Source organism: Nocardioides zeicaulis (assembly GCF_042432345.1).
Taxonomy (GTDB): domain Bacteria; phylum Actinomycetota; class Actinomycetes; order Propionibacteriales; family Nocardioidaceae; genus Nocardioides; species Nocardioides zeicaulis.
The window spans coordinates 2,475,250-2,500,654 of record NZ_JBHLXH010000001.1; the positions used below are offsets into that span (position 1 = coordinate 2,475,250).

Genomic DNA, 25,405 nt, shown 5'->3' on the forward strand with positions numbered 1-25,405 from the left:
ACGTGCAGCCGGACGAACGCACAGAGAGGCCAGGACGATGCACCGCGTCTGCTTCACGCTCCAGGTCAAGCGCGACCGCATGGAGGAGTACGCCGAGCGCCACGCCGCGGTGTGGCCCGACATGCTGCAGGCGCTGCACGACACCGGCTGGCACAACTACTCCCTCTTCCTCCGCGACGACGGCCTGCTCGTGGGCTACCTCGAGACCCCCGACCTCGCGGCGGCCCAGGCGGGCATGGCCGCCACCGAGGTCAACGCCCGGTGGCAGGCCGAGATGGGTGAGCTCTTCGAGGAGCTCGACCTCCCGCCCGACCAGGGCTTCCTGCGGCTGACCGAGGTCTTCCACCTCGAGGACCAGCTCGCAGCCCACACCACGACGACACCAGTGACGGACCAGTGATGACTTCCTTCTCCCAGATCAGCGACCGGCTCGGCGAGCTCGCCATCGAGGTCCCGTCCTGGGCCTACGGCAACTCCGGCACCCGCTTCAAGGTGTTCGGCTCGCCCGGCACCCCCCGCAGCGTGGAGGAGAAGATCGCCGACGCCGCGGCCGTCCACCGCTTCACCGGCCTCGCGCCCACCGTCGCGCTCCACATCCCGTGGGACGCCGTCGACGACTACGGCGCGCTCGCGACGTACGCGAAGGAGCAGGGCGTCGCGCTCGGCACGATCAACTCCAACACCTTCCAGGACGACGACTACAAGCTCGGCGCCCTCACCCACACCGACCCGCGGGTCCGCCAGAAGGCGGTCGACCACCACCTCGAGTGCATCGAGGTGATGAACCAGACCGGCTCGCGCGACCTCAAGATCTGGCTGGCCGAGGGCACCAATTACCCCGGGCAGGGCGACATGCGGGCCCGCCAGGACCGGCTCGCCGAGGGCCTCCGCACGATCTACGACCAGCTCTCCGAGGACCAGCGGCTGGTGCTGGAGTACAAGTTCTTCGAGCCGGCGTTCTACCACACCGACGTCCCGGACTGGGGCACGTCCTACGCCCACGTGGCCGCCCTCGGCGACCGCGCGATGGTGTGCCTCGACACGGGCCACCACGCCCCCGGCACCAACATCGAGTTCATCGTGGCCCAGCTGCTGCGCCTCGGGAAGCTCGGCTCCTTCGACTTCAACAGCCGCTTCTACGCCGACGACGACCTCATCGTCGGTGCGGCCGACCCCTACCAGCTGTTCCGGATCATGGTGGAGGTGATCCGTGGTGGTGGCTACGGAGCCGGCAGCGACGTCGCGCTGATGCTCGACCAGTGCCACAACATCGAGGCCAAGATCCCCGGGCAGATCCGCTCGGTGCTCAACGTCCAGGAGATGACGGCCCGCGCGCTGCTCCTCGACACCGAGGCCCTCGACGCCGCGCGCGAGTCCGGCGACGTGCTGCTGGCCAACCAGGTCTTCATGGACGCCTTCTACACCGACGTGCGCGCCGACCTCGCCGCCTGGCGCGAGGAGCGCGGGCTGCCGGGCGACCCGATGCGCGCCTACCTCGACTCCGGCTACCAGCAGCAGATCGAGGCCGACCGCGTCGGCGGCTCGCAGCTCAGCTGGAACTGACCCTCCCACCCCTGCCTCGACCCGAAGGAACCTGCACCGTGAGTGACCTGAACCCCGCCGTCGACGCGCTCGTCCGGCGCTCGAACCGCTTGGGCTCCGACCCCCGCAACACCAACTACGCCGGCGGCAACACCTCTGCCAAGGGCACCGAGACCGACCCGGTCACCGGCGAGGACGTCGAGCTGCTCTGGGTCAAGGGCTCCGGCGGCGACCTCGGCACGCTGACCCCGTCGGGCCTGGCGGTCCTGCGCCTGGACCGGATGCGCGCGCTGGTCGACGTCTACCCCGGCATCGAGCGCGAGGACGAGATGGTCGCGGCGTTCGACTACTGCCTGCACGGCAAGGGCGGTGCCGCCCCGTCGATCGACACCGCGATGCACGGCCTCGTCGACGCCGCCCACGTCGACCACCTGCACCCCGACTCCGGCATCGCGATCGCCACCGCCGCCGACGGCCACGAGCTCACCACGACGATCTTCGGCGACCAGGTCGTCTGGGTGCCGTGGCGCCGTCCCGGCTTCCAGCTCGGCCTCGACATCGCCGAGATCAAGGAGAAGAACCCGCAGGCCCGCGGCTGCATCCTCGGCGGCCACGGCATCACCGCGTGGGGCGACACCAGCGAGGAGGCCGAGGCCAACAGCCTCTGGATCATCGAGACCGCGGCGTCCTACATCGCCGAGCACTCGAGGGCCGAGCCGTTCGGCCCCGCGCTCGAGGGGTACGCCGCCCTGCCGGAGGCCGAGCGGCGTGCCAAGGCCGCGGCCCTCGCACCGACGGTCCGCGGCATCGCATCGGCGGACCGGCCGATGGTCGGGCACGTCACCGACAGCGAGGAGGTCCTCGACTTCCTCGCGCATGCCGAGCACCCGCGACTGGCCGCCCTGGGCACCTCGTGCCCCGACCACTTCCTGCGCACCAAGGTCAAGCCGCTGGTCCTCGACCTGCCGGCGTCGGCCTCCATCGAGGACAGCATCGCCCGGCTCCAGGAGCTCGCGGTGGCCTACCGCGAGGACTACCAGGGCTACTACGACCGCAACGCCACGCCCGACAGCCCCGCGATCCGCGGCAAGGACCCGCTCATCGTGCTGGTGCCCGGCGTCGGCATGTTCAGCTTCGGCAAGGACAAGCAGACCGCCCGGGTGGCCGGCGAGTTCTACGTCAACGCGATCAACGTGATGCGCGGCGCCGAGGGGCTGTCGTCGTACGCCCCGATCGACGAGGCGGAGAAGTTCCGCATCGAGTACTGGGCGCTCGAGGAGGCCAAGCTGCAGCGGATGCCCGCGCCCAAGCCGCTCGCTACCCGGGTCGCGCTGGTCACCGGGGCGGCCTCCGGCATCGGCCTCGCGACGGCGCGCAAGCTCGCCGCCGAGGGTGCGGCCGTGGTCATCGCCGACCTGTCGCTGGAGAAGGCACAGGCGGCGGCCGCCGAGATCGGGTCCACCGACGTGGCCGTCGGGGTCCAGGTCGACGTCTCCGACGCCGCCGCGGTGCAGGCCGCGGTCGACGCGACCGTGCTGGCCTTCGGCGGCGTGGACCTCGTCGTCAACAACGCGGGCCTCTCGCTGTCGCGCTCGCTGCTCGAGACGACCGAGGCCGACTGGGACCTCCAGCACGACGTGATGGCCAAGGGCTCGTTCCTCGTCGCGCAGGCCGCGGCGAAGGCGATGATCGCGCAGGGGATGGGGGGCGACATCGTCTACATCTCCTCGAAGAACTCCATCTTCGCCGGCCCCAACAACGTCGCGTACGGCGCGGCCAAGGCCGACCAGGCCCACCAGGTGCGGTTGCTCGCGGCCGAGCTGGGCGAGCACGGCATCAAGGTCAACGGCGTCAACCCCGACGGCGTCGTGCAGGGCTCCGGCATCTTCGCCTCCGGCTGGGGCGCCAACCGCGCCGCCGTCTACGGCGTGGAGGAGCAGGACCTCGGCAAGTTCTACGCCCAGCGCACGATCCTCAAGCGCGAGGTGTTGCCGGACAACATCGCCAACGCCGTGTTCGTGCTCTGCTCCGCCGAGCTCAGCCACACGACCGGCCTGCACATCCCCGTCGACGCCGGCGTGGCCGCGGCGTTCCTCCGGTGACCGCGACCCTGCGCGTCGCGGCCGTCGACCTCGGCGCCACCAGCGGCCGGGTGATGGCCGCGCGCGTGGGGCCCGGGCAGCTGGAGCTGACCGAGGCGCACCGGTTCCCCAACGGCGGCGTCCCGGTCGGCGGGTCGCTGTTCTGGGACGTGCTCGGCATCCACCGCGAGGTGCTCACCGGCATCGCCGAGGTGGCCCGCACCGGCGACCTCCACGGCATCGGGATCGACTCGTGGGCGGTCGACTACGGACTGCTCGACCGCGACGGCGAGCTGCTGGGCAACCCCTACAGCCACCGCGACCCGCGCACCCGGGGCGTGCCCGAGCTCGTCGCCCGCACGGTGGGCGTCCGGGAGCAGTACGCCGTCAACGGCCTGCAGCAGCTGCCTTTCACCACCGTCTTCCAGCTCGTCGCCGCCCGCGGCACCGCTGCGCTGGAGTCGGCCCACACCCTCCTCCTGCTGCCCGACCTGCTGGCGTACTGGCTCACCGGCGAGGTCGGTGCCGAGCGCACCAACGCCTCGACCACCGGCCTGCTCGACGTCACGACGGGGGAGTGGGCCGGCGACCTCGCCACCCGCCTCGGTCTGCCGTGGTCGATCCTCCCCGCGCTCCGCGACGCCGGTTCGGTCGTCGGCCCGGTGCGGGCGCAGGTCGCCGCCGACCTCGGCATCGGCGACGTGCCGGTGGTCGCGGTCGGGTCGCACGACACGGCGTCCGCCGTCGTCGCCGTGCCGGCCTCCGAACCGGGCTTCGGCTACATCTCCTCGGGCACCTGGTCGCTGGTCGGCCTCGAGCTCGACGCCCCCGTGCTGTCGGAGGAGGCGCGCGCGGCCGACTTCACCAACGAGGGCGGCGTGGACGGCACCATCCGCTTCCTCAAGAACGTGATGGGCCTGTGGGTGCTCTCCGAGTGCGTGCGGGCGTGGAAGGACCGGGGCACCCCGGCCACCGACCTCGCCTCCCTCCTGGCGGGTGCGAGCACCGCTGCGCCGCTGCGCACCGTCGTCGACATCAACCACCCGTCGCTGCTCGGTCCGGGCAGCGCGACCGACCCGATGCCCGAGCGCGTCGTCGGCCTCGCGCGTGCCGCGGGGGAGCCCGTGCCGCAGACGCCCGGCGAGATCGCCCGGTGCGTCCTCGACAGCCTGGCGCTGGCCTACCGCCGTCACCTGCGCACCGCCGCGCGACTGGCCGGCCAGGACCTCGAGGTCGTGCACGTGGTCGGCGGCGGCTCCCACAACCACCTGCTCTGCCAGCTGACCGCCGACGCCCTCGGCGTCCCGGTGCTGGCCGGTCCCGCCGAGGCCGCCGCCCTCGGCAACGCGCTCGTGCAGGCCCGGGCCCTCGGCGCCGACCTGCCCGACCTCGCGGCCGTGCGCGCCCTCGTGCGCGAGACCCACGACGTACGCCGGCACGACCCCCGTGCCGGGCTCGACTGGGACGCCGCCGACCGGCGCGTCCCCACCCCCTGACCCGCACCGCCACCACCTAGGAGATCTCGTGGACCGCTCCCGGACGACCGCCCACCCATCCACGGCGATGACCCGTCGCACGCTGCTCGGCGCCGCCGCCGTGACGGCGGGCGTCGCGGCCGCCGCGCCGTCCGTCGCCGCGCCCGGGGGCGCCTCGGCCGCCACGCAGTGGCTGCCGAAGGACCTGGTCCGCCGGTTCGCCGAGCCCGGCACCGCGACCGCCGCGGGCTTCCGCTGGTGGTGGCCCCACGGCCTCGTCGACCCGGTCGAGGTCGCCCGCGAGGTCGACCAGGTGGCCGACGCCGGCTTCGGCGTGCTCGAGGTCGCCGACGTCACCCACAGCCTGCGCGCCCGCAACGTCACGATCGACGTCGCCGCCCACGGCTGGGGGACCCCGTCGTGGGTCGCCGGGGTCAAGGCCGCGCTGGCGCGCGCCGCGGAGCGCCGGGTCCGCATCGACATCACGGTCGGCCCGTCCTGGCCGGCGGCCGTCTCCACCATCACGCCCGACGACGACGCGGCGTGCACCGAGCTCGCCCACGGCCAGGCGCTCGTCGCCGCGGGTGCGACGTACGACGGGGTCGTCCCGGAGCCGGTGCTGCACGCCGAGGGTGCGGTCACGGAGCAGACGCTCGTCGCGCTGCAGGCCCACCGCTACACGCCGTCGACCAACACGCGGGTCCTGCCGCAGGTCGACCCCACCTCCTACGTCGACCTCCGCGACCGGGTCGTCGACGGCCGGCTCACCTGGACCGCGCCCGCCTCGCCCGCCGGCGGGTCGTGGGTCGTGCTGTCTTTCTGGCAGCGCGGGTCCGGCCAGGAGCCCGAGGCCGCGCCGCACACCGACCCGCGGTCCTACGTCGTCGACCACTTCAGCCCGCTCGGCTCGAAGGCCGTCGTCGACCTGTGGAACGACCGCATCCTCGACCGCGAGATGCGCGGCCTCCTCGGACGTGCGGGCGGCTACCTCTTCGAGGACTCGCTGGAGATCGAGACCGAGGCGACCATCTGGACGCCGCGGATGTTCGAGGAGTTCGAGGCACGGGCCGGCTACGACCTGCGTCCGTGGCTGCCGGTCGTGATGGAGCTCAAGGAGAAGTACCTCTACGACCTCGGTACCGGCGCCGGCGCCGCCACGACCGACAGCCTGCGCACCAATCAGGTCCGCGACGACTACAACCAGGTGCTGTCCGACCTCTACCGCGACCACCACCTGCTGCCGATCCAGGCGTTCGCCCGCTCGCTCGGCATGGGCCTGCGGGTCCAGCCCTACGGGCTCGAGACCGACACCGTCGAGCACGCGGCACTCCTCGACGTCCCCGAGACGGAGTCGCTCGGGTTCAAGAACCTCGACGACTACCGGGTGATGGCGGGCGGACGCGACATGGCCGGCCACACGATCCTGTCGTGCGAGGCGATCTGCTACAACGGCGCGGCCTACAACACGATGCTCGGCGGCAACAGCGCCAGCCCGACCCAGCAGAACCAGGCGCTGCTCACCCTCAACAGCATCTTCGCCGCAGGCGTCAACCAGGCGATGATCCACGGCTTCCCGTACGCCGACGCACCGGGCGCCACCTGGCCCGGGTTCGCCGCCTTCTCGCCCTACTACAACGGTGCGATCGGCTTCGGCGAGGCGTGGGGACCGCGCACCCCGCAGTGGCAGCACATGCCTGCCGTGGCGGCCTACCTCGCCCGCACGCAGCTCGTCCTGCAGACCGGCACTCCCCGCTACGACGTGGTGTTCCTGCGCCAGAAGGGCTGGACCTCCACCGGCATCGGCGCCTTCTGGGCGACCAACGACGGCATCCCGCTCGGCTGGACCCACTCGTTCGCCACCCCGGCCCTGCTCGACCTGCCGCGGGCCACCGTCCGCGACGGCCGGCTCGCGCCCGACGGCCCGGCCTACAAGGCGATGGTCGTCGGCACCGACCAGTTCCGCGGGCAGGTCGCCACGATCGCGGTCGAGACGGCGCGCCGGGTGCTCGAAATCGGTCGTGCAGGCCTGCCGATCGTGCTCCTGCGCGACTGGTCCGACCCGCGTCCGGTCGGCCTGCCGGAGGGCGACGCCGAGGTCGCGGAGATCCGGCGGCTGGTCGCCGAGATCACCGCGCTCCCGACCACGCGCACCGCCGCCACCGACGCCGACGTGCCGGTCGCCCTCGCCCAGCTCGGCGTCACGCCCGACGTCGACCACGAGCGGTCCACGGTCATGACCGTGCGCCGGGTGCTCGGCGACGTCGACCTCTACTACGTCGCCAACGCGCGCCACGCGGAGAACCGCCGCCTGACCCGGGTCACGCAGGACGTGTGGCTGACCACGACCTCGCGCCGTGCCGTGCCGGTCGTCCTCGACGCGTGGACCGGTGAGACCCGTCCCGTGGGTCTGTGGGAGCGCCGCGGCGACCAGGTACGGGTGCGCGTCGACCTCGCTCCCGGGCAGTCGACGGTGATCGCGTTCGCGGCCCCGCAGTCGGCCGAGGCCGCCGACCTGCACGCCGTGGCGACGTCGGCGCTCGACGTGCGCAAGGAGCCCGGGAAGCTCGTGCTGCGGGCCACGTCGGCCGGCGAGCAGACGGCGACGCTCGGCGACGGGCGCACCGTGCGCACCGTCGTCGACCGGGTGCGGCAGCCCATCGTGCCGTCGCGCTGGCGCCTCGAGGTCGAGGACTGGCAGCCGGGGGCGACCCCGACCGAGACCGTCAAGCCCGTGCGCACCCTCGAGCTCACCGCGCTGGTGCCGTGGAGCCAGGTCCCCGAGCTGCAGGACGTCTCCGGCATCGGCCGCTACACCACCGAGGTCGACCTCGGCCGCGACTGGGACGACCGCGACGGCGCGTGGCTGGAGCTGGGCGAGGTCACCGACACCTTCCGGGTGACGGTCAACGGGGTCGCCGTCGGTGGGTGCGACCCGCTGGTCCCGACCGTCGACCTCGGCGGCCTGCTGCGCCGCGGCACCAACACCATCGAGGTGGAGGTCGCCTCGACGCTGCTCAACCGGCTGCGCACCGTCACGCCCGCGGTCTACGGCGTCGCCCAGCGTCAGGCGTACGGCCTGCTCGGGCCGGTCCGCCTCGTCCCCTACGTGGACCAGCCGGTCCGGCGCTGAGCGACGACCCCCGTGGAAGGATGCGAGAGGTGAAGGTCGCCCTGCAGGTCACCTGCGTCAACGACGCGATGTTCCCCGACACGGGGAAGGCGGTCGTGCGGCTGCTGCGCCGGCTCGGGGTCGACGTCGACTTCCCGGCGGCGCAGACGTGCTGCGGCCAGCCGATGGTCAACACCGGCTACCTCGACGAGGCGGTGCCGGTCGTGCGCACCTTCGTCGACGCGTTCGCCGGCTACGACGCGATCGTCACGCCGTCGGGATCGTGCGCGGGCTCGGCGCGCCACCAGCACTCGATCGTCGCGGAGCGCTCGGGCGACGCGTCGCTGGTCGCGGCCGTGGCGGAGACCGGCCCGCGGACCCACGAGCTCACCGAGTTCCTCGTCGACGTGCTGGGCGTGACCGACGTGGGGGCCTACTTCCCGCACCGGGTCACCTACCACCCGACCTGCCACAGCCTGCGGATGCTCGGCGTCGGCGACCGGCCGACGCGGCTGCTGGAGGCGGTGCGCGGGATCGAGCTGGTCGAGCTGCCGCACGCGACCGAGTGCTGCGGCTTCGGCGGCACGTTCGCGGTCAAGAACGCCGACACCTCCGTCGCGATGGGCGCCGACAAGGCCCGCCACGTCCGCGACACCGGCGCCGAGGTGCTCGTCGCCGGGGACAGCTCGTGCCTGATGCACGTCGGCGGCATGCTCTCGCGCCAGCGGGCCGGCGTACGGGTGATGCACCTCGCCGAGGTCCTGGCCAGCACCGAGGAGGACGCACGATGACCGGGACCTTCGTCGGCATGCCGGCCTTCCCGACCGCGGCGCGCGCCGCGCTCGGCGACACCCAGCTGAGGCGCAACCTCGCCCACGCCACCCACACCATCCGCGACAAGCGCGCCCGCGTGGTCGCCGAGGTCGAGGACTGGGAGGAGCTGCGCGTCGCCGGCGCCGCGGTGAAGGAGGCCGCGCTGCGCGACCTCGCCACCCACCTCGAGACCCTCGAGGCCTCGCTGGTGCGTGCCGGCGCGACCGTCCACTGGGCGCGTGACGCCGAGGAGGCGTGCGCGATCGTGGCGCAGGTCGCCCGCGACCACGGCGCCGACGAGGTGGTCAAGGTCAAGTCGATGGCGACCGCCGAGATCGGCCTCAACGAGGCGCTCGAGGCCGAGGGCGTCGCCGCCTGGGAGACCGACCTGGCCGAGCTGATCGTCCAGCTCGGCGAGGACCTGCCCTCCCACATCCTCGTGCCGGCCATCCACCGCAACCGCGCGGAGGTGCGCGAGATCTTCCTGCGCCGGATGGGCGCGGTGGGCCGCCCGGCCCCGGACGACCTCACCGACGAGCCGGCCGTGCTGGCCGGCGCAGCGCGGGAGCACCTGCGGGAGAAGTTCCTGCGCGCGAAGGTCGCGGTCAGCGGCGCCAACTTCGCCGTCGCCGACACCGGCACGCTCGTCGTCGTCGAGTCCGAGGGCAACGGCCGGATGTGCCTGACCCTGCCCGAGGTGCTGGTCTCGGTCGTCGGCATCGAGAAGGTCGTCGCGACGTGGTCCGACCTCGACCCGATGCTGCGGCTGCTGCCGCGCTCGTCCACGGGCGAGCGGATGAACCCCTACACCTCGACGTGGTCGGGCGTGACGCCCGGCGACGGTCCGCAGGAGGTGCACGTCGTCCTGCTCGACAACGGACGCACCCGCGCGCTCGCCGACGACGTCGGCCGCCAGGCGCTGCGCTGCATCCGCTGCTCGGCCTGCCTCAACGTGTGCCCGGTCTACGAGCGGGTCGGCGGCCACGCCTACGGCTCGGTCTACCCCGGCCCGATCGGCGCGATCCTCAACCCGCTGCTCCACGGCGTCGAGGACGAGCAGACCGCCTCGCTGCCCTACGCCTCCTCGCTGTGCGGCGCCTGCTTCGAGGTCTGCCCGGTGCGCATCGACATCCCGTCGGTGCTGGTCGACCAGCGTGCCGCGGTCGTCGACTCGCACCGGGGCGACCGGGTGCCGAAGGCCGAGGCTGTGGCGATGAAGGCCGCCGCCTGGACCTTCTCGTCCGCGAAGCGGCTGGCCTGGGCCGAGCGCGCCTCCGGCCTCGGCGGCCGGGTGCTGGGCCGGTTCTCCCGTACGACGCTGCCGGGAGGCCGCGCTGCCGCCGGACGACTGCCCGGCCCGGGCGCTGCCTGGACCGGCGCCCGCGACCTGCCCGCACCGCCCGCCGAGTCCTTCCGCGCGTGGTGGGACCGCACCGATGGTGGCCGCACCGACGAGGGTCACGACGAGAGGGGGCCGGAATGAGCGCCCGCGACGACATCCTGCGGCGGGTCCGCTCGGCCCTGGACGGCGTGGCGCCGGTGACGGACCTGCCTCCCGCTCCGCGCGCGCCCGACCGTGGCGACCTCGTCGCGCTCTTCGCCGAACGGGTGGAGGACTACCGCGCCGTCGTCACCCGCTGCGCCGCCGACGAGGTGGCGGCCGTGGTGGCCGACGTGCTCGGGGCCGCGCGCGCCGTCGTACCTCCCGGTCTGGGGATCGACGTGGCCGGCTCGGTCGGCGACGACGGGCTGACCGCCGCAGAGCTCGACGCGCTCGACGCGGTCGTCACCCGCGCCGCCGTCGGCATCGCCGAGACCGGCACGATCGTGCTTGACCACCGCGACGACCAGGGCCGCCGCGCGATCACCCTCGTGCCCGACCTGCACGTCTGCGTCGTCGACGCGGGCCAGGTCGTGGCCGACGTGCCCGACGCGCTCGCCGTCCTCGACCCCGCGCGACCGCTGACCTGGATCAGCGGCCCGTCGGCGACCAGCGACATCGAGCTCGACCGGGTCGAGGGCGTCCACGGACCGCGGACGCTGCACGTCGTGCTGGTCGGGTGAGGACGGGCGTGCCGTGGCCGCGTTCGACCTGCGTCGCCTCGACCTGAACCTTGTCGTCCCGCTCCACGCGATCCTGGTGGAGAGGGGCGTGAGCCAGGCAGCGCGACGGGTCGGGCTCACCCAGCCCGCGGTCAGCAAGTCGCTGCAGAAGCTGCGGCAGCACTTCGGCGACGACCTGCTCGTGAGGAGCGGGCGCACGAGCGCCCTCACGCCCTTCGCCGCGACCCTCCTCCCCGAGGTCGAGGAGCTCGTACGCCGGCTGGGCGACGTACTGACCCAGCGCAACGACTTCGACCCCGCCCAGACGCGGCGGCACTTCACGCTCGGGGCGAGCGACTACTTCGTGGTGACCCGCGGGCGCGACCTCGTCAGCGCCCTCCGGGCGGCCGCGCCGCTGGCGTCCCTCGAGGTCGTCGAGCTGGCCGGGCCGCCGGTCCACGACCAGCTGGCGTCCGTCGACGCGCTGCTCCTGCCCGCGGGCCAGGACGACCACCTCCCGCCCACGGAGCACCTGCTGACGGACCGGTGGGCACTGGTGGCTGACCCGGCCGCGGCCGAGGAGGCGCGCGGGTGGAGCGTGGACGAGCTCACCGGACATGGGTTCGTCGCGACCTCCTTCCACGGGTTCGTCCCCGGCCAGCGGTTGCTGGCGCAGCTCGGTGTGCGGATCGACGTGCGGGTGACGGCGCCGACGTTCAGCGCGGTCCCCTTCCTCGTCGCAGGCACCGACCTGTTGGGTCTCGTCGGCGAGCGCCTCGCCCATCGCCTGGCAGGCGCGGCCGGCGTCACGGTGGTCGACGCGCCGTGGTCGGTGCCGCTGCTTCCGTACCAGCTGCACTGCGACCCGGTCCGTCGCAACGACCCGGGCGTGCGGTGGTTCCTCGAGCTCGTCGAGGACGTCGCCCGAGCCTGACGGCCCACATGACCGCGGGTGATGCGGTGCCACAACCACCAGTGGGGGTCGGGTGTCTTGTGACGCCCGCCACAGCATGTGAGTGTTCTGTCAGTGGTTGAAACGTTTCGATACACGGTCAGCCGCACCACGCGGTGGCCATCGCCACCCGACATCGACCGGGGTTGATGCGTTTCATCGACCCTCGCCGCAGTGGGTCCGCGAGCCCATTGCGTCGGTGCCGTGCGTCCGCGCGCGGCGGAGTGACCCCCTACCCCAAGGAGCACCATGAGTCCCACACCGTCGACCTCGAGGTCGACCTCCAGCGGCAGGCGGTCGGCCCTGGCCGCCGTCCTCACCGTCGCCCTCGGCATCTCGACCGCCGTCCTCGGCTCGATCGCCGGTCCCTCGGCCGCTGAGCCCACCGGTGGCTCCGTCACCGCCGCCCCGGTGCTGAGGTCCCCCGCCGTCAAGAAGACCTCGGCGTTCGCCGAGCAGCTCGAGAAGAAGTACGTCGATCCCGACCGCATCTACAGCACCGACGTGCGGTGGTGGCTGGGCGAGGCGTCCCACACCGACGAGACCCTCCTCGAGGAGATCCAGAACCTCTACGACGGTGGCTACCGCGGGGTCGAGCTCGCGATGCAGGGCGACAACGTCGCTCCGGACGCGATCTACGGCTACGGCAGCCCGATGTGGGCCCACAAGTGGGACCTCATGATGAACAAGCTGCTCGACCTCGGCATGGGGGTCTACCTCACGTCCGGCACCAACTGGGCGACGTCCAACGTCCCCGGCCTCGACCCTGACAGCCAGGCCGCGATGCAGAACCTGACGCTCGGCACCAGCACGGTGCCGGCCGGCCAAGCCATCTCCGTCCTTCCCACGCCGGCGGCCGGCGTGCAGAAGGCCGCGGCGAAGTTCGTCACGGCCTACGCCTACCGCGTCGTCGAGGGCGACACCCTCGACCCGGACAGCTTCGTCGACCTGTCGAAGCAGGTCACCCAGGGCGGGGACGCGTGGACCCAGAACCTCAGCTGGACCGCTCCCGCCGACGGCACCTACCGGGTCTTCGCGATGTGGACGCAGGGGACCTACCAGTCCTCGAGCCCCGCGGCGACCCCGAGCTACACCACCAACTACTTCGACGAGCGGGGTGTGGAGGCGCTCAAGGCCTTCTGGCAGACGCACTACCTCGCCGACCCGGCGCTGCGGGCCAAGATCCTCGAGGGTGACGTGCAGCTGTTCATGGACTCCCTCGAGATCCACCCGGGGGGCAGCAGCGAGTGGACGGCGAAGGTCGCGACCGCGCCCCAGTTCACCTTCTGGTCCGAGGACATGGCCGCCGAGTTCAAGAAGCGCAAGGGCTACGACATCACCCCGTGGCTCTTCCTCGTCAAGGGCGTCCAGTCCTTCTCCTTCGACGCCTACTTCGACCTCGACGACACCGGCAACTACCGGATCGCGGGGCAGGACGTGAAGCGCCAGCAGATCATCAGCGACTACCAGGACGTGCTGACCCAGCTCTACCGCGAGCGGATGCTCCGACCGCTGAAGGAGTGGCTGAACTCGGTCGGCATCGAGACCCGGGCCCAGATCTCCTACGGCAAGCCCCTGGAGATCTCCGAGCCGATCATGGACGTCGACTACCCCGAGGCCGAGAACTACAACCAGTACAACCAGCTCGACCTCTTTCGCCTCTGGACAGGCGGCGCCAAGCTGGAGAACAAGGTCCTCTCGACCGAGACCGGCGCCCAGATGCCGGTCTACTCCGCCACCCGGCAGGCCGACCTCACCGACGCCTACACCCAGTACGCGGCGGGCTTCCAACGGATCGTCTGGCACGTGTGGGGTGCGGGCTTCAGCTACGGCAACACCGCCTGGCCCGGTCACAACCCGACCGGCTTCCGCCAGCTCGGCTCGCGGAACCCCACGTCCGCGGACTACGACGAGTTCAACGCCCACCTCGGGCGGGTGCAGCAGCTGCTGCAGTCCGGCAAGGCACGTGCCGACGTCGGGTTCATCCGCCAGCAGTGGATCCACGGCATGAGCAAGAACGCCGGCATCGGGAGCGACAACGGGGTGATGAACTGGAACCTCGCGCACCAGGGCATCTCGTACCGCTCGACCCAGCTGCAGGACAACGGCTACACCTACGACTACTTCAGCCCGAAGTTCCTCTTCGACGACGACGTCCACTTCGACACGAAGACGAAGACGATCGAGAAGGCGGGCTACAAGGCGATCGTCCTCTACCAGGACTGGCTCGACATCGAGGGCGCCAAGCGCATCCTGGCGTGGGCCAAGCAGGGCTTGAAGGTCGTCGTGCTGGAGGACGCTGCCTCGCGCACGCCGTTCAACGACGGCAAGAACGGTGCGCTGAAGAAGGTCATGGACGAGCTCAGGACGCTGCCGACGGTGCGTCAGGCGACGGTCTACGACGACATCGACTACTTCAGCAACGCACCGGGCGGCTACGACGACAACGTCATGGAGAAGCTCCAGGACCTCGGCGTCCGGCCCTATACCGGATTCTCCGAGGAGAACCTGCAACTGCTCTCCCAGACCCGCCAGGACAACGCCGGCAACCAGTACACCTACGTGTACAACTTCGACGACGGGTCATACCACGCCAACAGCCTCAAGCCGAGCGTGCGCAACGCGGGCACCGGCCCGCACGCCTCGACCGACCTGGTCAAGCCCGGCACGTTCGTGCCCTACTCGATCGACCCGTGGACCGGTGCGGTCACCGAGCTCGCCGACTACCGGTGGGAGAACGGCTCGACGATCGTCTCGATCGAGCTCGACTACAACAACATCGCCTTGCTGGCGTTCGAGAAGGTCGACGCGGACCGGCTGCACGTCCTGTCGACCAACGCCGACTCCGCCTTCGCGACCCAGGACGGCGTGGCGGTCCGCACGACCCGCAGCGGAACGGTGACAGCTGCGCTGAGCAACGGCGAAGACGTCTCGGAGCAGGTCGAGGTGCCGCAGCCGTACGACATCAGGGACTGGGACCTCACGGTCCAGAAGTGGACCCCCCAACCCCGTGGCGGGTGACCTCGTCCGCACCGAGACCGTCGACGGTGTGACCACCACCAACAAGAGGACGTCGACCGTCACCACCCCGATCGACGTCAGCCTCGACACGCTGACGACCTGGGACCAGATCCCGGAGGTCGGGAGGAACGTCTCCGGCACGGGTCACTACGAGGCCACGTTCGACTGGGACGCCGACACGGCGTCCGGCGCCTACATCGACCTCGGTGACGGCTTCGTGGAGAGCATGGAGGTCTGGGTCAACGGCCAGAAGGTAGGCGGCGACGTGTCGACCAACCCGACCAAGGTGAGGCGTGACGTCGGCGGGGTGGGCAAGCCCACCATCGACGACGGCACGGGCACCCAGGTCCCGCTGGTCGGAGAGGACCTCTACACCGGCGGCGTCAGCTGGACCGACCCCGTCGCCGACATCAGCGACCTGCTGGTCGACGGTGAGAACGAGATCGTCATCGACTACGCCTCGTCGCTGTCGAACCTGCAGCTCAGCCGCGGCATCGGGACCGTGACGCCCCACTACCGCAACTGGTGGAACCTCAAGGTCGACTACTTCGCGTTCGGTCCGCAGCAGGCGAGGATCGTGCCGTTCGTTGACGTGGATTACGCGCCCGGCTCGGACCCGACGCCCGAGCCCACGACCAACCCCACCCCGACGAGCAGCCCGACGCCGACCTCGAGCCCGACGCCGACCGCACCGCCCACGACGGTGCCGACGCCCCCGGCGATGGAGCCGAAGGTGACGGTCAGGCGGACGGTGCGTGCCGGCGGTGCGATCAGGGTCCGTGGTCGCGACCTGTCGGTGCGCAAGGTCCGGATCACCCTGGGCGGCCGGAAGCTGGCCGTGACGAAGGTGGTCGACGGCCGGTTCGTGGTCCGGAAGGTCGTGCCGCAGGGGCTGCGGGGCCGCAAGGTCCTGCGCGTCCTCGACCGCGACGGTGAGGTCCTGTTCCGGACCACCGTGCGGATCAAGCGGGCGGCGGGCTGACCCCCACCCGCCCACCCGACGCAGGGGCCACGCCACCCGGCGTGGCCCCTGTGGCGTCGTCGACGTCAGCGCCGCCGGCGCGCCGTCGCCGACCGGGGCGGCGCGGAGCGCATGTGGGCGAGGACCGGGCGCAGCAGGTCGCCGAGCCGACCGGTCTGCGCGGGGGTGAGCGGGGCGAAGAGCTGGTCACGCAGCACCTCGACGTGACCCGGCAAGACGGTGGTGATCCGCTGCCGCCCCGCCTCGGTCACCGCGACGATGACGCTGCGCTCGTCGTCGGGGGACGGGGCGCGGGTGACGAGCCCGGCCTTCTCGAGCAGCCCGACCTGGTAGGTCAGCCCGCTGCGGCTGACGACCACCCCGTCCGCGAGGTCGGTCATCCGCTCGCTCCCGGCGGGGGAGTCGAGGGAGAGCCGGGCGAGCAGCTGGAACTGGACGTAGCTGAGGTCGCCGTCCTCCCGGAGCTGCTGCTCGACGGCGTGGCGGAGCAGCCCCGCCACGTCCATCAGCGCGAAGTACGCGCCGAGCTCGGTCGGGTCGAGGGCGTCGGGTGCGGGCATGCCCCCACCCTACAACTGCTTCGCATTCGAAAGAGTTGCTTCGAATGCGAAGCACCGCTACGGTTGAGGTACTTCGAATCCGAAGCACCCTGTCGAGAGGAACTCCCATGAAGGCCATCCGCTTCCACCAGTACGGCGACGCCGACGTCCTGCGCCTCGAGGACGTCGACCTGCCCGTCCCCGGCGCCGGCCAGGTGCGCGTCCGCGTCGCCGGCACGTCGTTCAACGGCGTCGACGCGAACATCCGCGCCGGCAACATGCAGGGACCGATGCCGCTGGAGCTCCCGCACGTCCCCGGGCTCGACGTCGCCGGCACGGTCGACGCGCTGGGCGAGGACGTCGAGGGCCTCGCCGTCGGTGACCGGGTCGTCGGCTTCCTGGCCTTCACCGTCGACGGCGCGGCCGCCGAGCACGTGGTGGTCGACGCGACGTCCCTGGCCGCGGCGCCCACGTCCGTCCCGCTCTCCGACGCCGCCGCGCTGCCGCTCGTCGGCCTCACCGCGTGGCAGGCGCTGGTCGAGCACGCCGGGCTGGCAGCCGGCCAGCGCATCCTCGTCAACGGCGCGAGCGGCGCGGTCGGCCTCTACGCCGTCCAGCTCGCGAGGTCGCTCGGCGCCCACGTCGTCGCCACCGGCTCGGTCGGCCAGCGCGCCCGGCTCCTCGAGCGGGGCGCCGACGAGGTCGTCGACCACACCGCCGCCGACGTGGCGGCGGTCGTCACGCAGCCCGTCGAGGTCCTGCTCAACCTCGCGCCGGTGGAGCCCGCGCAGCTCGCGGCGCTGGCCTCGCGCGTCGCCGACGGCGGCGTCGTGGTCAACACGACGGTCTGGATGCCCGCACCCTCCGACGAGGCGCGCGGCGTGCGGGGGATCGACCTCTACGTCCGCAGCGACGCCGACCAGCTGGCCGGCCTGGTCGGCCGCGTCGACCGCGGCGAGCTCGTCGTCGACGTCGCCGAGCGGGTCGCCCTCGCGGACCTGCCGTCGGTCCACGCCCGCGCGGCGACCGGCGGCCTGGCCGGCAAGGTGGTCGTGGTCGTCGACGACCGCGCCTGAGCGGGGGACGGCCCGGGCGCCCGCTTCTTGGGCCACCCGGGCCTTGGGCCGCCGGGTGCTCCGGAACACCACCGGGCCCCGCGCGAGGGGTACCCGGAGTGCCGGGAGGGGATACGCCCCTAGCGCCAGGCGTCGGACGCGCGCAGCGCGGTGAGCATGTCGTGCGCCGAGGGGGAGCGGCCCTTGGTGGGCGTGCCGTCCACGCTGGCGGCGGCGACGAGGTTGGTGGCGATGTCGCGCACCCGCACGTTGGCATCGGACGAGAAGGCCTTGAGCAGCGCGAACGCCGTCTCGGTCTCGACGCTGTAGAGCTGGGCCAGCACGCCCTTGGCCTGCTCGATGACCGCGCGGTGCTCGGTGAAGTCCTGGACCGTGGTGTCGACCTCCGCTGCCACGGCGTCGCGGCGGACGTCGGTGAGGTCGATGAGGTGGCCCTTCACGACGAGGGTGCCGTCGGCCTCGCGCTCCGGGTGCCCGGCCGCCATGACGACCCGTTCGTCACCCCGCGCGGTGCGGATGCGGTGGAGGAAGGTGATCGGCTTCTGCTGCTCCAGCAGCACCTCCCGCATCCTCCACCCGGCCTCACGGTCCTCGGGGTGGATGTGGCTCATCACGAGCTCCGTGGTCGGCACGACGGCGCCCGGGTCGAAGCCGTGGATCCGGTAGACCTCGTCGGACCAGGTCCACCGGTCGGTGTCGGGGTGGTAGGTGTAGAGCCCGACGACGGCATCGTGGGAGGCGCTGAACCTCCCGCCCGGGACGCGTTGATTCACGATCCGATTCTGGCCTGTCCGGCGTGACGGCTTCAACTGCTCGACGGGAGGGGGCGCGCGCCTAGGATGCGGCGCATGGGCGACAACCCGACGCGGCCGACCGCCACCCGGTCGCCGAGCATGGCCCAGGTGGCCGCGCGGGCCGGCGTGTCGCACCAGACCGTCTCCCGCGTCCTCAACGACGCCTCCCTGGTCAAGGAGGAGACCCGGCTCCGCGTCCTCGCCGCCATCGAGGAGCTGGGCTACCGGCGCAACTACGCGGCACGGATCCTGGCCACCAACCGCTCGCGTCGCATCGGCATGATCACCGCCCACCTCGGCCTCCACGGGCCCAGCATGATCGCGCTCGGTGTGCAGGAGGCCGGGTACGCCGAGGGCTACGACGTCTCGCTCGTCGGGCTGCCCGAGCTCTCCCGCGCGATGCTCGACAACGCGGTCGACCGGCTCAGCGACCAGGCGGTCGAGGCGATCGTGGTGGCCGTGGCCCACCGCGACGCCGCGGAGATGGTCCGCTCGCTGCGCCTCGCCGTCCCCGTCGTCACCGTGCAGGGCGTCGTCGCCGGTACGCCGCTGGCGGCCGGGATCGACCAGGAGCTCGGCGCGGAGCTGGCCGTGGGCCACCTCCTCGACCTCGGCCACCGCCACGTCGCCCACCTCGCCGGACCGTCCGACTGGGTCGAGGCCGAGCAGCGCCGGGCCGGCTGGCGGCGCGCCCACGAGCTGCGCGGGCTGCTGCCAGGCCCCGAGCTCCAGGGCGACTGGTCGCCCGAGAGCGGCCACCGCGCGGGCCTGCGGGTGGCCGACGACCCCCACGTCACCGCCGTCTTCGCCGGCAACGACCCGATGGCCCTCGGCCTGCTCAACGCACTGCACGCCCGGGGGCGCCGGGTGCCCGACGACGTGAGCGTGGTCGGGTTCGACGACGTGCCGGAGGCGGCGTACTACTGGCCGGCGCTCACCACGGTCTCCCAGGACTTCGCCGCGCTCGGGCGGGGTGCCCTGACGCTGGCGCTCGCCGCCGTCCGCGGCGACCACGAGGCCACGCTCGACCCGGTCGTCCCCACCCTGACCGTGCGCGCCTCCACCGCCGCCCCGCGCGACTAGACCGGCGGCCAGCCCGGTCCGCCCGTCCGCCCGGGCCGACGGGTGAACGCTCACATTTCTGCCGTTGACTTCCGTTGAGGGGGTTGACGGCGCGGAATGTTAGCGCTCACACTCATGCCACGTGACAACGGTCACACGGGCTCGACGGCCCCTTTGATGTGGAGGAAAGACAGTGGTGAAGAAGACCCTGGTCGCCGCGGTGGCGATCTCGTTGAGCACCTTCGCTCTCACCAGCTGCGGCAGCGACGACGCCGCCTCTGGCTCGGACGGCAGCGATGACGTCAAGATCACGATGGGCTTCGCCCAGGTCGGCGCGGAGAGCGGCTGGCGCACGGCGAACACGAAGTCCATCCAGGAGTCGGCGGCGGACGCGGGCATCGACCTGAAGTTCACCGACGCCCAGGGCAAGCAGGAGAACCAGATCCAGGCGATCCGCTCCTACATCCAGCAGAAGGTCGACGTCATCGCCTTCAGCCCCGTCGTCGAGACCGGGTTCGACGCCGTGCTCCAGGAGGCCAAGGCCGCCAACATCCCGGTCATCCTCACCGACCGCGCCGTCGACGCCGACCCGTCGCTCTACAAGACCTTCCTCGGCTCCGACTTCGTGGTGGAGGGCGAGAAGGCCGGCCAGTGGCTGGTGGACAACGCGAAGGACTCCGACGTCAACGGCGACGGCACCATCAACGTCGTCCAGCTCGAGGGCACCACCGGTGCCGCCCCGGCCATCGACCGGGCCGAGGGCTTCGCCGACAAGATCAAGGCCGACGACTCGATCGAGGTCACCGCCTCCCAGACCGGCGACTTCACCCGCGACGGTGGCAAGCAGGTCATGGAGTCGTTCCTGCAGTCCGACGACTCCATCGACGTCGTCTTCGCGCACAACGACGACATGGGCCTGGGCGCGATCGAGGCGATCGAGGCCGCCGGCCTCGAGCCCGGCAAGGACATCAAGATCATCACGATCGACGCCGTGAAGGACGGGATGACCGCCCTGTCCGAGGGCAAGATCAACTACATCGTCGAGTGCAACCCGCTGCTCGGCCCGCAGCTGATGGACCTCGCCCAGCAGGTCATCGACGGCGAGGAGGTCCCCGCCCGGGTGCTGACCGAGGAGTCGGCCTTCGACCAGGCGCAGGCCAAGGACGTCCTGGCGGACCGCCAGTACTGACCCGGAGTGCGGCCCGTGCCCGTCGGCGCGGGCCGCACGCCTGCCCCCGCACCGCACGAGAGGAACGAGATGACCCAGATGACCGAGCCGGGGACGCGCACCGCGCCTGAGGCGGACCGGCGACCGGTGATCGAGATGCGCGACATCTCCATCACCTTCGGCGCGGTCCGCGCGCTCGACGGCGTCTCGCTCCGCCTCTTCCCGGGCGAGGTGCACGCGCTGATGGGCGAGAACGGCGCCGGCAAGTCGACGCTCATCAAGGCCCTCACAGGGGTCTACGGCATCGACTCCGGCGTCATCGTGATCGGCGGTGAGCAGCACGAGTTCGCCACCCCCGCCGCCTCGCAGGCCGCCGGGATCAGCACGGTCTACCAGGAGGTCAACCTGGTCCCGAACCTCACCGTCGCGGAGAACATGATGCTGGGGCGCGAGCCCCGCCGCCTCGGCGCGATCAATGTCCGCGAGATGAACCGCCGCGCGCGGCGCACCCTGCTCCACCTCGGCATCGACGTCGACCCGCGCACCGTCCTCGACGAGCACCCGATCGCGGTCCAGCAGCTCGTGGCCATCGCCCGGGCCGTCGACGTCGAGGCGAAGGTGCTCATCCTCGACGAACCGACCTCGAGCCTCGACGCCGACGAGGTGGAGAAGCTCTTCACCGTCATGCGGCGCCTGCGCGACGAGGGGGTGGCCATCGTGTTCGTCTCCCACTTCCTCGACCAGGTCTACGAGATCTCCGACCGGATGACGATCCTGCGCAACGGCCGCCTCGTCGAGGAGCGGATGGTGGCCGACACCCCGCAGATCGAGCTGGTGCGGCTGATGATCGGCCGCGAGCTCGAGGTCCTCGACCGCCTCGACCGTGCCGCCCCACAGACCGACGCGGAGTCGGGGACGCCCGTGCTGAAGGCTGTCGGCCTGGGCCGCAAGAACACCCTGGAGGCGACCGACCTCGCGCTCTACGAGGGCGAGGTCGTGGGCATCGCCGGCCTCCTCGGCTCCGGTCGCACCGAGCTGGCCCGCCTGCTCTTCGGCGCCGACACCGCGGACACCGGCGAGCTGGAGGTCCGCTCGCACAAGCGGCGCCTGCGCAGCCCGCGCCACGCCATCGACCGCCGGATCGCCTTCTCCAGCGAGGACCGCAAGGCCGAGGGCGTGGTGGGCGACCTGACCGTCGCCGACAACATGCTGCTCGCGCTGCAGGCCTCGCGCGGCTGGCTCCGGCCGATCCCCCAGGCGGTGCGCACCCGGCTGGTCGCGGAGTGGATCGAGGCCCTCGACATCCGCCCAGCGGACCCGAACGCCCTGATGCGCAACCTCTCGGGCGGCAACCAGCAGAAGGTGCTGCTCGCCCGGTGGCTGATCACCGAGCCCGAGGTGCTGATCCTCGACGAGCCCACCCGCGGCATCGACATCGGCGCCAAGGCGCAGATCCAGGCCAAGGTCGCCGAGCTCGCGGCGCAGGGCCTCTCGGTGGTCTTCATCTCCGCCGAGCTCGAGGAGGTGCTGCGGCTGAGCGACCGGCTGGTCGTGATGCGCGACCGCCGCAAGATCGACGAGCGGACCAACGACGACGTCAGCGTCCGCGACGTCCTGGAGATCATCGCGGGCGAGGCCCGCGTGGAGGGGGACCCCGATGCCTGAGCCCGTGAGCCACCTCCAGCGCGTGCTGCGCCACCCGCTGCTCTGGCCGGTCCTGGCCCTGCTGGTGCTGCTGGCGGTCAACGTCGCGGTGAAGCCGTCGTTCCTCGGCGTGCGGATGCAGGACGGCCACCTCTACGGCAACGTCGTCGACATCGCCCGCAACAGCGCGCCCGTCATGCTGGTCGCGCTCGGCATGACCCTGGTGATCGCCACCCGCGGCATCGACCTGTCGGTCGGCGCGATCGCGGCCATCGCCGCGGCGGTCGCCTGCACGCGCATCATCGGCGCGGGCGACGAGTCCGCACTGAGCACGGCGGTGATGGCGACGACCTACGCCGTCGTGGTCTGCATCGTGCTCGGCGCCTGGAACGGCCTGCTGGTCTCGGTGCTCGGCATCCAGCCGATCATCGCGACGCTGATCCTGATGGTCGCCGGGCGCGGCATCTCGATGGCCGTCACCGACGGCCAGATCACCACCGTCAACAACCCGTTCTTCTCCGACCTCGCCTCGGGCTACGTCCTGACGCTGCCGCTGGCCTTCCTGCTCGCGGTCGCGATGGTCCTGCTCACCGCGCTGCTCACCCGGCGCACGGCGCTCGGCATGCTGATCGAGGCCGTCGGCATCAACCCCGAGGCCAGCCGGCTCGCCGGGGTGCGCTCGCGCACGATCATCTGGACGGTCTACGCCTTCTCCGGGCTGTGCGCCGGCATCGCCGGACTGGTCATCGCGGCCAACACCAACTCGGTCAACGCCAACAGCCTCGGCCTGTGGATCGAGCTCGACGCGATCCTCGCGGTGGTCATCGGTGGCACGTCGCTGATGGGCGGCCGGTTCTCCCTGGCCGGCACCTTCGTGGGCGCGCTGTTCATCGCCACCCTGGCCCGCACGATCCCCAACATCGGGATCCCCTCGGAGGTCAACTACCTCTTCAAGGCGGTCGTCGTGATCGCCGTGTGCCTGCTCCAGTCGCCGAAGGCGCGCGGCCTGCTGCGCGTGCGCCGGCAGTCCAGCCCGACCCTCGCGAACGGAGCCACTTCATGAGCGCCGTCACCGCCCCCACCACCTCCTCGGCGTGGGACCGCGTCCGGACCTACCGCCCGCCGCAGCGCTACCTGCCGATCATCGCGACGGCGGCCCTGTTCGTCGGCCTCCTCGGCGTCGGCGGCCTGCGCTACGACGGCCTGACCGACCCCCAGGTCTTCCTGAGCCTGCTCATCGACAACAGCTTCCTCATCGTCCTCGGGGTGGGGATGACCTTCGTGATCCTCACCGGCGGCATCGACCTCTCGGTCGGCTCGGTGGTGGCGCTCTCGACGATGATCGCGGCGAAGACGCTGCAGATGGGCTGGCCCCCGGTCGCCTCGATCGTCGCGGTGCTGGCGACCGGCACGCTGCTCGGGCTGCTGATGGGGCTGCTGATCCACTACTTCGACATCCAGCCCTTCATCGCGACGCTGGCCGGGCTCTTCCTGGCCCGCGGCCTGACGTACCTCATCAGCGTGGAGTCGATCTCCATCAAGGACGAGACGTTCATGCAGCTCGCCTTCAAGACGATCTACCTCGGCGACTACTACATCCGCTGGTCCACGGTCGTCGCGCTGGCGACGGTCGTGGTGGCCGCGTTCGTCCTGGCCCGCACCCGGTTCGGGCGCACCGTCTACGCCATCGGCGGCAACGAGGCGTCGGCGATGCTGATGGGCCTGCGGGTCGCCGCGACCAAGGTCGGGGTCTACGTCATCAGCGGCTTCTGCGCCGCGCTGGCCGGCCTGCTGTTCGCGCTCTACATCCTCTCCGGCAACAGCCTGCACGCCATCGGCATGGAGCTCGACGCCATCGCCGCGGTGGTCATCGGCGGCACGTTGCTGACCGGTGGACGCGGCTACGTCGTCGGCTCGCTGCTCGGAGTGCTGGTGCTCGGGATCATCAAGACGTTGATCTCCTTCGACGGCACGCTCAGCTCGTACTGGATCCGCATCATCACCGGCGTGCTGCTGCTGGCGTTCGTCGTCGTGCAGCGCTTCGCGACCAGGCGCAAGGCATGATCGAGGCCGCGGCGGGCGCCCGCCGCGTGCCGGTGATGGCCGACGTGGCGCGCCTCGCCGGGGTCTCCCACCAGACCGTCTCGCGGGTGGTCAACGGGCAGGACAACCTGCGCCCGGCGACCCGAGCCAAGGTCGAGGAGGCGATCCGCCAGCTGGGCTACCGCCCCAACACCGCGGCCCGCGCGCTGGTCACCCGCAGGTCGGCCACGATCGGCGTGATCGGCTCCAAGAGCGGCTACTGGGGACCCTCCACCGTGCACCGCACGATCCAGGCCGCGGGTCGCGAGGCGGGCTACTTCGTCAGCTCGGTCAACCTGCAGAGCCTCACCCGCGAGGAGCTCGTCGACGCCGTCGAGCACCTGCGCAACCAGGGCGTCGAGGGCATCGTGCTCATCTCCGCCACCGACGAGGCCCTCGAGGTGGCCCGCGCCCAGGAGCAGTGGGGCGTGCCGGTGGTCGTGGTCGAGGGCGACCCGGCGCGCACGCACTGGACCGTCGGCGTCGACCAGGTCGCCGGCGCCGAGGCCGGCACCCGCCACCTCGTCGAGCTCGGCCACAGCGACATCGTCCACCTCGCCGGGCCCCAGGAGTGGACCGAGGGCCGCGCCCGCCTCCAGGGCTGGCGCAACGCGATGTACGCCGCCGGCCTGCGGCCCTCCGAGCACGTGACCGGCGACTGGTCGGCCGCCAGCGGCTTCGAGCTGGGTCGCCGCATCGCCGAGCGCGAGGACGTGACCGCCGTCTTCGCCGCCAACGACCAGATGGCGCTCGGCCTGCTGCGCGCGCTGAGCGAGGCCGGCCGCGGGGTGCCCGGCGGCGAGCGCGGCGTGAGCGTCGTCGGGTTCGACGACATCCCCGAGGCGGCCTACCTGATCCCGCCGCTGACGACCGTCCGCCAGGACTTCGAGGCCGTCGGGCGCCGCGCGATCGAGATCCTGCGCGCCGCCCTCGCCGGCACCCCCGAGCCCGCCCGGCTCGTCGAGCCCGAGCTGGTGGTGCGCGCCAGCACCGCCCCGCCCGTCGAGAGGAACCCCTGAGCC

At 72.0% G+C, this 25,405-nt stretch carries 20 protein-coding genes; 18 read left to right on the forward strand and 2 right to left on the reverse strand.

The window, feature by feature from the left end; genetic code table 11:
• Positions 1 to 37 precede the first annotated feature (37 nt).
• From ACFFJG_RS12135 to ACFFJG_RS12185, 11 genes are all read left to right on the forward strand, one after another.
• On the forward strand, positions 38 to 400 hold the full coding sequence (locus ACFFJG_RS12135) for an L-rhamnose mutarotase (protein ID WP_378518987.1): 363 nt from the start codon (positions 38 to 40) through the stop codon (positions 398 to 400).
• Positions 400 to 1,563 (forward strand): L-rhamnose isomerase, encoded by a 1,164-nt coding sequence (rhaI, locus tag ACFFJG_RS12140; RefSeq protein WP_378518988.1) that lies wholly within the window; start codon positions 400 to 402, stop codon positions 1,561 to 1,563. Before ACFFJG_RS12135 ends, rhaI begins: the two co-directional genes overlap by 1 nt.
• Before the next feature lie 38 nt (positions 1,564 to 1,601).
• Complete coding sequence (locus tag ACFFJG_RS12145) at positions 1,602 to 3,644, forward strand: bifunctional aldolase/short-chain dehydrogenase (RefSeq protein ID WP_378518989.1); 2,043 nt, start codon at positions 1,602 to 1,604, stop codon at positions 3,642 to 3,644.
• On the forward strand, positions 3,641 to 5,119 hold the full coding sequence (locus ACFFJG_RS12150) for a rhamnulokinase (protein WP_378518990.1): 1,479 nt from the start codon (positions 3,641 to 3,643) through the stop codon (positions 5,117 to 5,119). Before ACFFJG_RS12145 ends, ACFFJG_RS12150 begins: the two co-directional genes overlap by 4 nt.
• Positions 5,120 to 5,147: 28 nt before the next feature.
• Positions 5,148 to 8,228 carry a glycosyl hydrolase gene (locus ACFFJG_RS12155; protein WP_378518991.1) on the forward strand — a complete coding sequence of 1,027 codons (3,081 nt, stop codon included), beginning with the start codon at positions 5,148 to 5,150 and terminating at the stop codon, positions 8,226 to 8,228.
• 68 nt (positions 8,229 to 8,296) lie between these two features.
• A complete protein-coding gene (locus tag ACFFJG_RS12160; protein WP_378519486.1) occupies positions 8,297 to 8,998 on the forward strand; it encodes a (Fe-S)-binding protein in 702 nt (233 codons plus the stop codon).
• Entirely contained in the window at positions 8,995 to 10,503 is a 1,509-nt protein-coding gene (locus ACFFJG_RS12165) for a lactate utilization protein B (protein WP_378518992.1), read from the forward strand. Before ACFFJG_RS12160 ends, ACFFJG_RS12165 begins: the two co-directional genes overlap by 4 nt.
• Entirely contained in the window at positions 10,500 to 11,084 is a 585-nt protein-coding gene (locus ACFFJG_RS12170) for a LutC/YkgG family protein (protein ID WP_378518993.1), read from the forward strand. Before ACFFJG_RS12165 ends, ACFFJG_RS12170 begins: the two co-directional genes overlap by 4 nt.
• A 13-nt stretch (positions 11,085 to 11,097) precedes the next feature.
• Complete coding sequence (locus ACFFJG_RS12175; RefSeq protein ID WP_378518994.1) at positions 11,098 to 11,997, forward strand: LysR family transcriptional regulator; 900 nt, start codon at positions 11,098 to 11,100, stop codon at positions 11,995 to 11,997.
• A 267-nt stretch (positions 11,998 to 12,264) separates the two neighbouring features.
• Positions 12,265 to 15,036 carry a glycosyl hydrolase gene (locus ACFFJG_RS12180; RefSeq protein WP_378518995.1) on the forward strand — a complete coding sequence of 924 codons (2,772 nt, stop codon included), beginning with the start codon at positions 12,265 to 12,267 and terminating at the stop codon, positions 15,034 to 15,036.
• Positions 15,037 to 15,064: 28 nt separating this feature from the next.
• Positions 15,065 to 16,018, forward strand: coding sequence for a hypothetical protein (locus tag ACFFJG_RS12185; protein WP_378518996.1), 954 nt, complete (start codon positions 15,065 to 15,067; stop codon positions 16,016 to 16,018).
• Positions 16,019 to 16,083: 65 nt separating this feature from the next.
• Here the strand turns inward: ACFFJG_RS12185 and ACFFJG_RS12190 are convergent, their stop codons facing one another.
• Positions 16,084 to 16,578, reverse strand: a complete 495-nt coding sequence (locus tag ACFFJG_RS12190) for a MarR family winged helix-turn-helix transcriptional regulator (RefSeq protein WP_378518997.1) — start codon at positions 16,576 to 16,578, stop codon at positions 16,084 to 16,086.
• A 107-nt stretch (positions 16,579 to 16,685) separates the two neighbouring features.
• Between ACFFJG_RS12190 and ACFFJG_RS12195 the strand changes: the two genes are divergently transcribed.
• A complete protein-coding gene (locus ACFFJG_RS12195) occupies positions 16,686 to 17,633 on the forward strand; it encodes an NADP-dependent oxidoreductase (RefSeq protein WP_378518998.1) in 948 nt (315 codons plus the stop codon).
• Between the two features lie 119 nt (positions 17,634 to 17,752).
• On the opposite strand, the gene ACFFJG_RS12200 is transcribed toward ACFFJG_RS12195, so the two are convergent.
• The gene (locus ACFFJG_RS12200) at positions 17,753 to 18,406 is read right to left on the reverse strand and encodes a PAS and ANTAR domain-containing protein (protein WP_378518999.1); all 654 of its coding nucleotides are present in this window, start codon (positions 18,404 to 18,406) and stop codon (positions 17,753 to 17,755) included.
• A 75-nt stretch (positions 18,407 to 18,481) separates the two neighbouring features.
• Between ACFFJG_RS12200 and ACFFJG_RS12205 the strand changes: the two genes are divergently transcribed.
• The 6 genes from ACFFJG_RS12205 (at position 18,482) to ACFFJG_RS12230 (ending at position 25,402) form a co-directional block, all read left to right on the forward strand.
• Positions 18,482 to 19,510, forward strand: a complete 1,029-nt coding sequence (locus ACFFJG_RS12205) for a LacI family DNA-binding transcriptional regulator (protein ID WP_378519000.1) — start codon at positions 18,482 to 18,484, stop codon at positions 19,508 to 19,510.
• 175 nt (positions 19,511 to 19,685) lie between these two features.
• Positions 19,686 to 20,678, forward strand: a complete 993-nt coding sequence (locus ACFFJG_RS12210) for an ABC transporter substrate-binding protein (protein WP_378519001.1) — start codon at positions 19,686 to 19,688, stop codon at positions 20,676 to 20,678.
• Positions 20,679 to 20,747: 69 nt separating this feature from the next.
• Positions 20,748 to 22,322, forward strand: coding sequence for a sugar ABC transporter ATP-binding protein (locus ACFFJG_RS12215; RefSeq protein WP_378519002.1), 1,575 nt, complete (start codon positions 20,748 to 20,750; stop codon positions 22,320 to 22,322).
• Positions 22,315 to 23,364, forward strand: a complete 1,050-nt coding sequence (locus ACFFJG_RS12220; protein WP_378519003.1) for an ABC transporter permease — start codon at positions 22,315 to 22,317, stop codon at positions 23,362 to 23,364. The genes ACFFJG_RS12215 and ACFFJG_RS12220 overlap by 8 nt, the downstream gene beginning before the upstream one ends.
• Complete coding sequence (gene yjfF / locus ACFFJG_RS12225; protein ID WP_378519004.1) at positions 23,361 to 24,365, forward strand: galactofuranose ABC transporter, permease protein YjfF; 1,005 nt, start codon at positions 23,361 to 23,363, stop codon at positions 24,363 to 24,365. Before ACFFJG_RS12220 ends, yjfF begins: the two co-directional genes overlap by 4 nt.
• Positions 24,362 to 25,402, forward strand: a complete 1,041-nt coding sequence (locus tag ACFFJG_RS12230) for a LacI family DNA-binding transcriptional regulator (protein WP_378519005.1) — start codon at positions 24,362 to 24,364, stop codon at positions 25,400 to 25,402. The genes yjfF and ACFFJG_RS12230 overlap by 4 nt, the downstream gene beginning before the upstream one ends.
• Positions 25,403 to 25,405 lie beyond the last annotated feature (3 nt).

Bases quoted from the DNA above. Each gene is read 5' to 3' on its own strand.
- ACFFJG_RS12135 (WP_378518987.1), top strand. From the start codon at position 38: ATGCACCGCGTCTGCTTCACGCTCCAGGTCAAGCGCGACCGCATGGAG.
- rhaI (WP_378518988.1), top strand. From the start codon at position 400: ATGACTTCCTTCTCCCAGATCAGCGACCGGCTCGGCGAGCTCGCCATC.
- ACFFJG_RS12160 (WP_378519486.1), top strand. From the start codon at position 8,297: ATGTTCCCCGACACGGGGAAGGCGGTCGTGCGGCTGCTGCGCCGGCTC.
- ACFFJG_RS12165 (WP_378518992.1), top strand. From the start codon at position 8,995: ATGACCGGGACCTTCGTCGGCATGCCGGCCTTCCCGACCGCGGCGCGC.
- ACFFJG_RS12170 (WP_378518993.1), top strand. From the start codon at position 10,500: ATGAGCGCCCGCGACGACATCCTGCGGCGGGTCCGCTCGGCCCTGGAC.
- ACFFJG_RS12180 (WP_378518995.1), top strand. From the start codon at position 12,265: ATGAGTCCCACACCGTCGACCTCGAGGTCGACCTCCAGCGGCAGGCGG.
- ACFFJG_RS12190 (WP_378518997.1), bottom strand. From the start codon at position 16,578: ATGCCCGCACCCGACGCCCTCGACCCGACCGAGCTCGGCGCGTACTTC.
- ACFFJG_RS12195 (WP_378518998.1), top strand. From the start codon at position 16,686: ATGAAGGCCATCCGCTTCCACCAGTACGGCGACGCCGACGTCCTGCGC.
- ACFFJG_RS12205 (WP_378519000.1), top strand. From the start codon at position 18,482: ATGGGCGACAACCCGACGCGGCCGACCGCCACCCGGTCGCCGAGCATG.
- ACFFJG_RS12215 (WP_378519002.1), top strand. From the start codon at position 20,748: ATGACCCAGATGACCGAGCCGGGGACGCGCACCGCGCCTGAGGCGGAC.
- ACFFJG_RS12220 (WP_378519003.1), top strand. From the start codon at position 22,315: ATGCCTGAGCCCGTGAGCCACCTCCAGCGCGTGCTGCGCCACCCGCTG.
- yjfF (WP_378519004.1), top strand. From the start codon at position 23,361: ATGAGCGCCGTCACCGCCCCCACCACCTCCTCGGCGTGGGACCGCGTC.
- ACFFJG_RS12230 (WP_378519005.1), top strand. From the start codon at position 24,362: ATGATCGAGGCCGCGGCGGGCGCCCGCCGCGTGCCGGTGATGGCCGAC.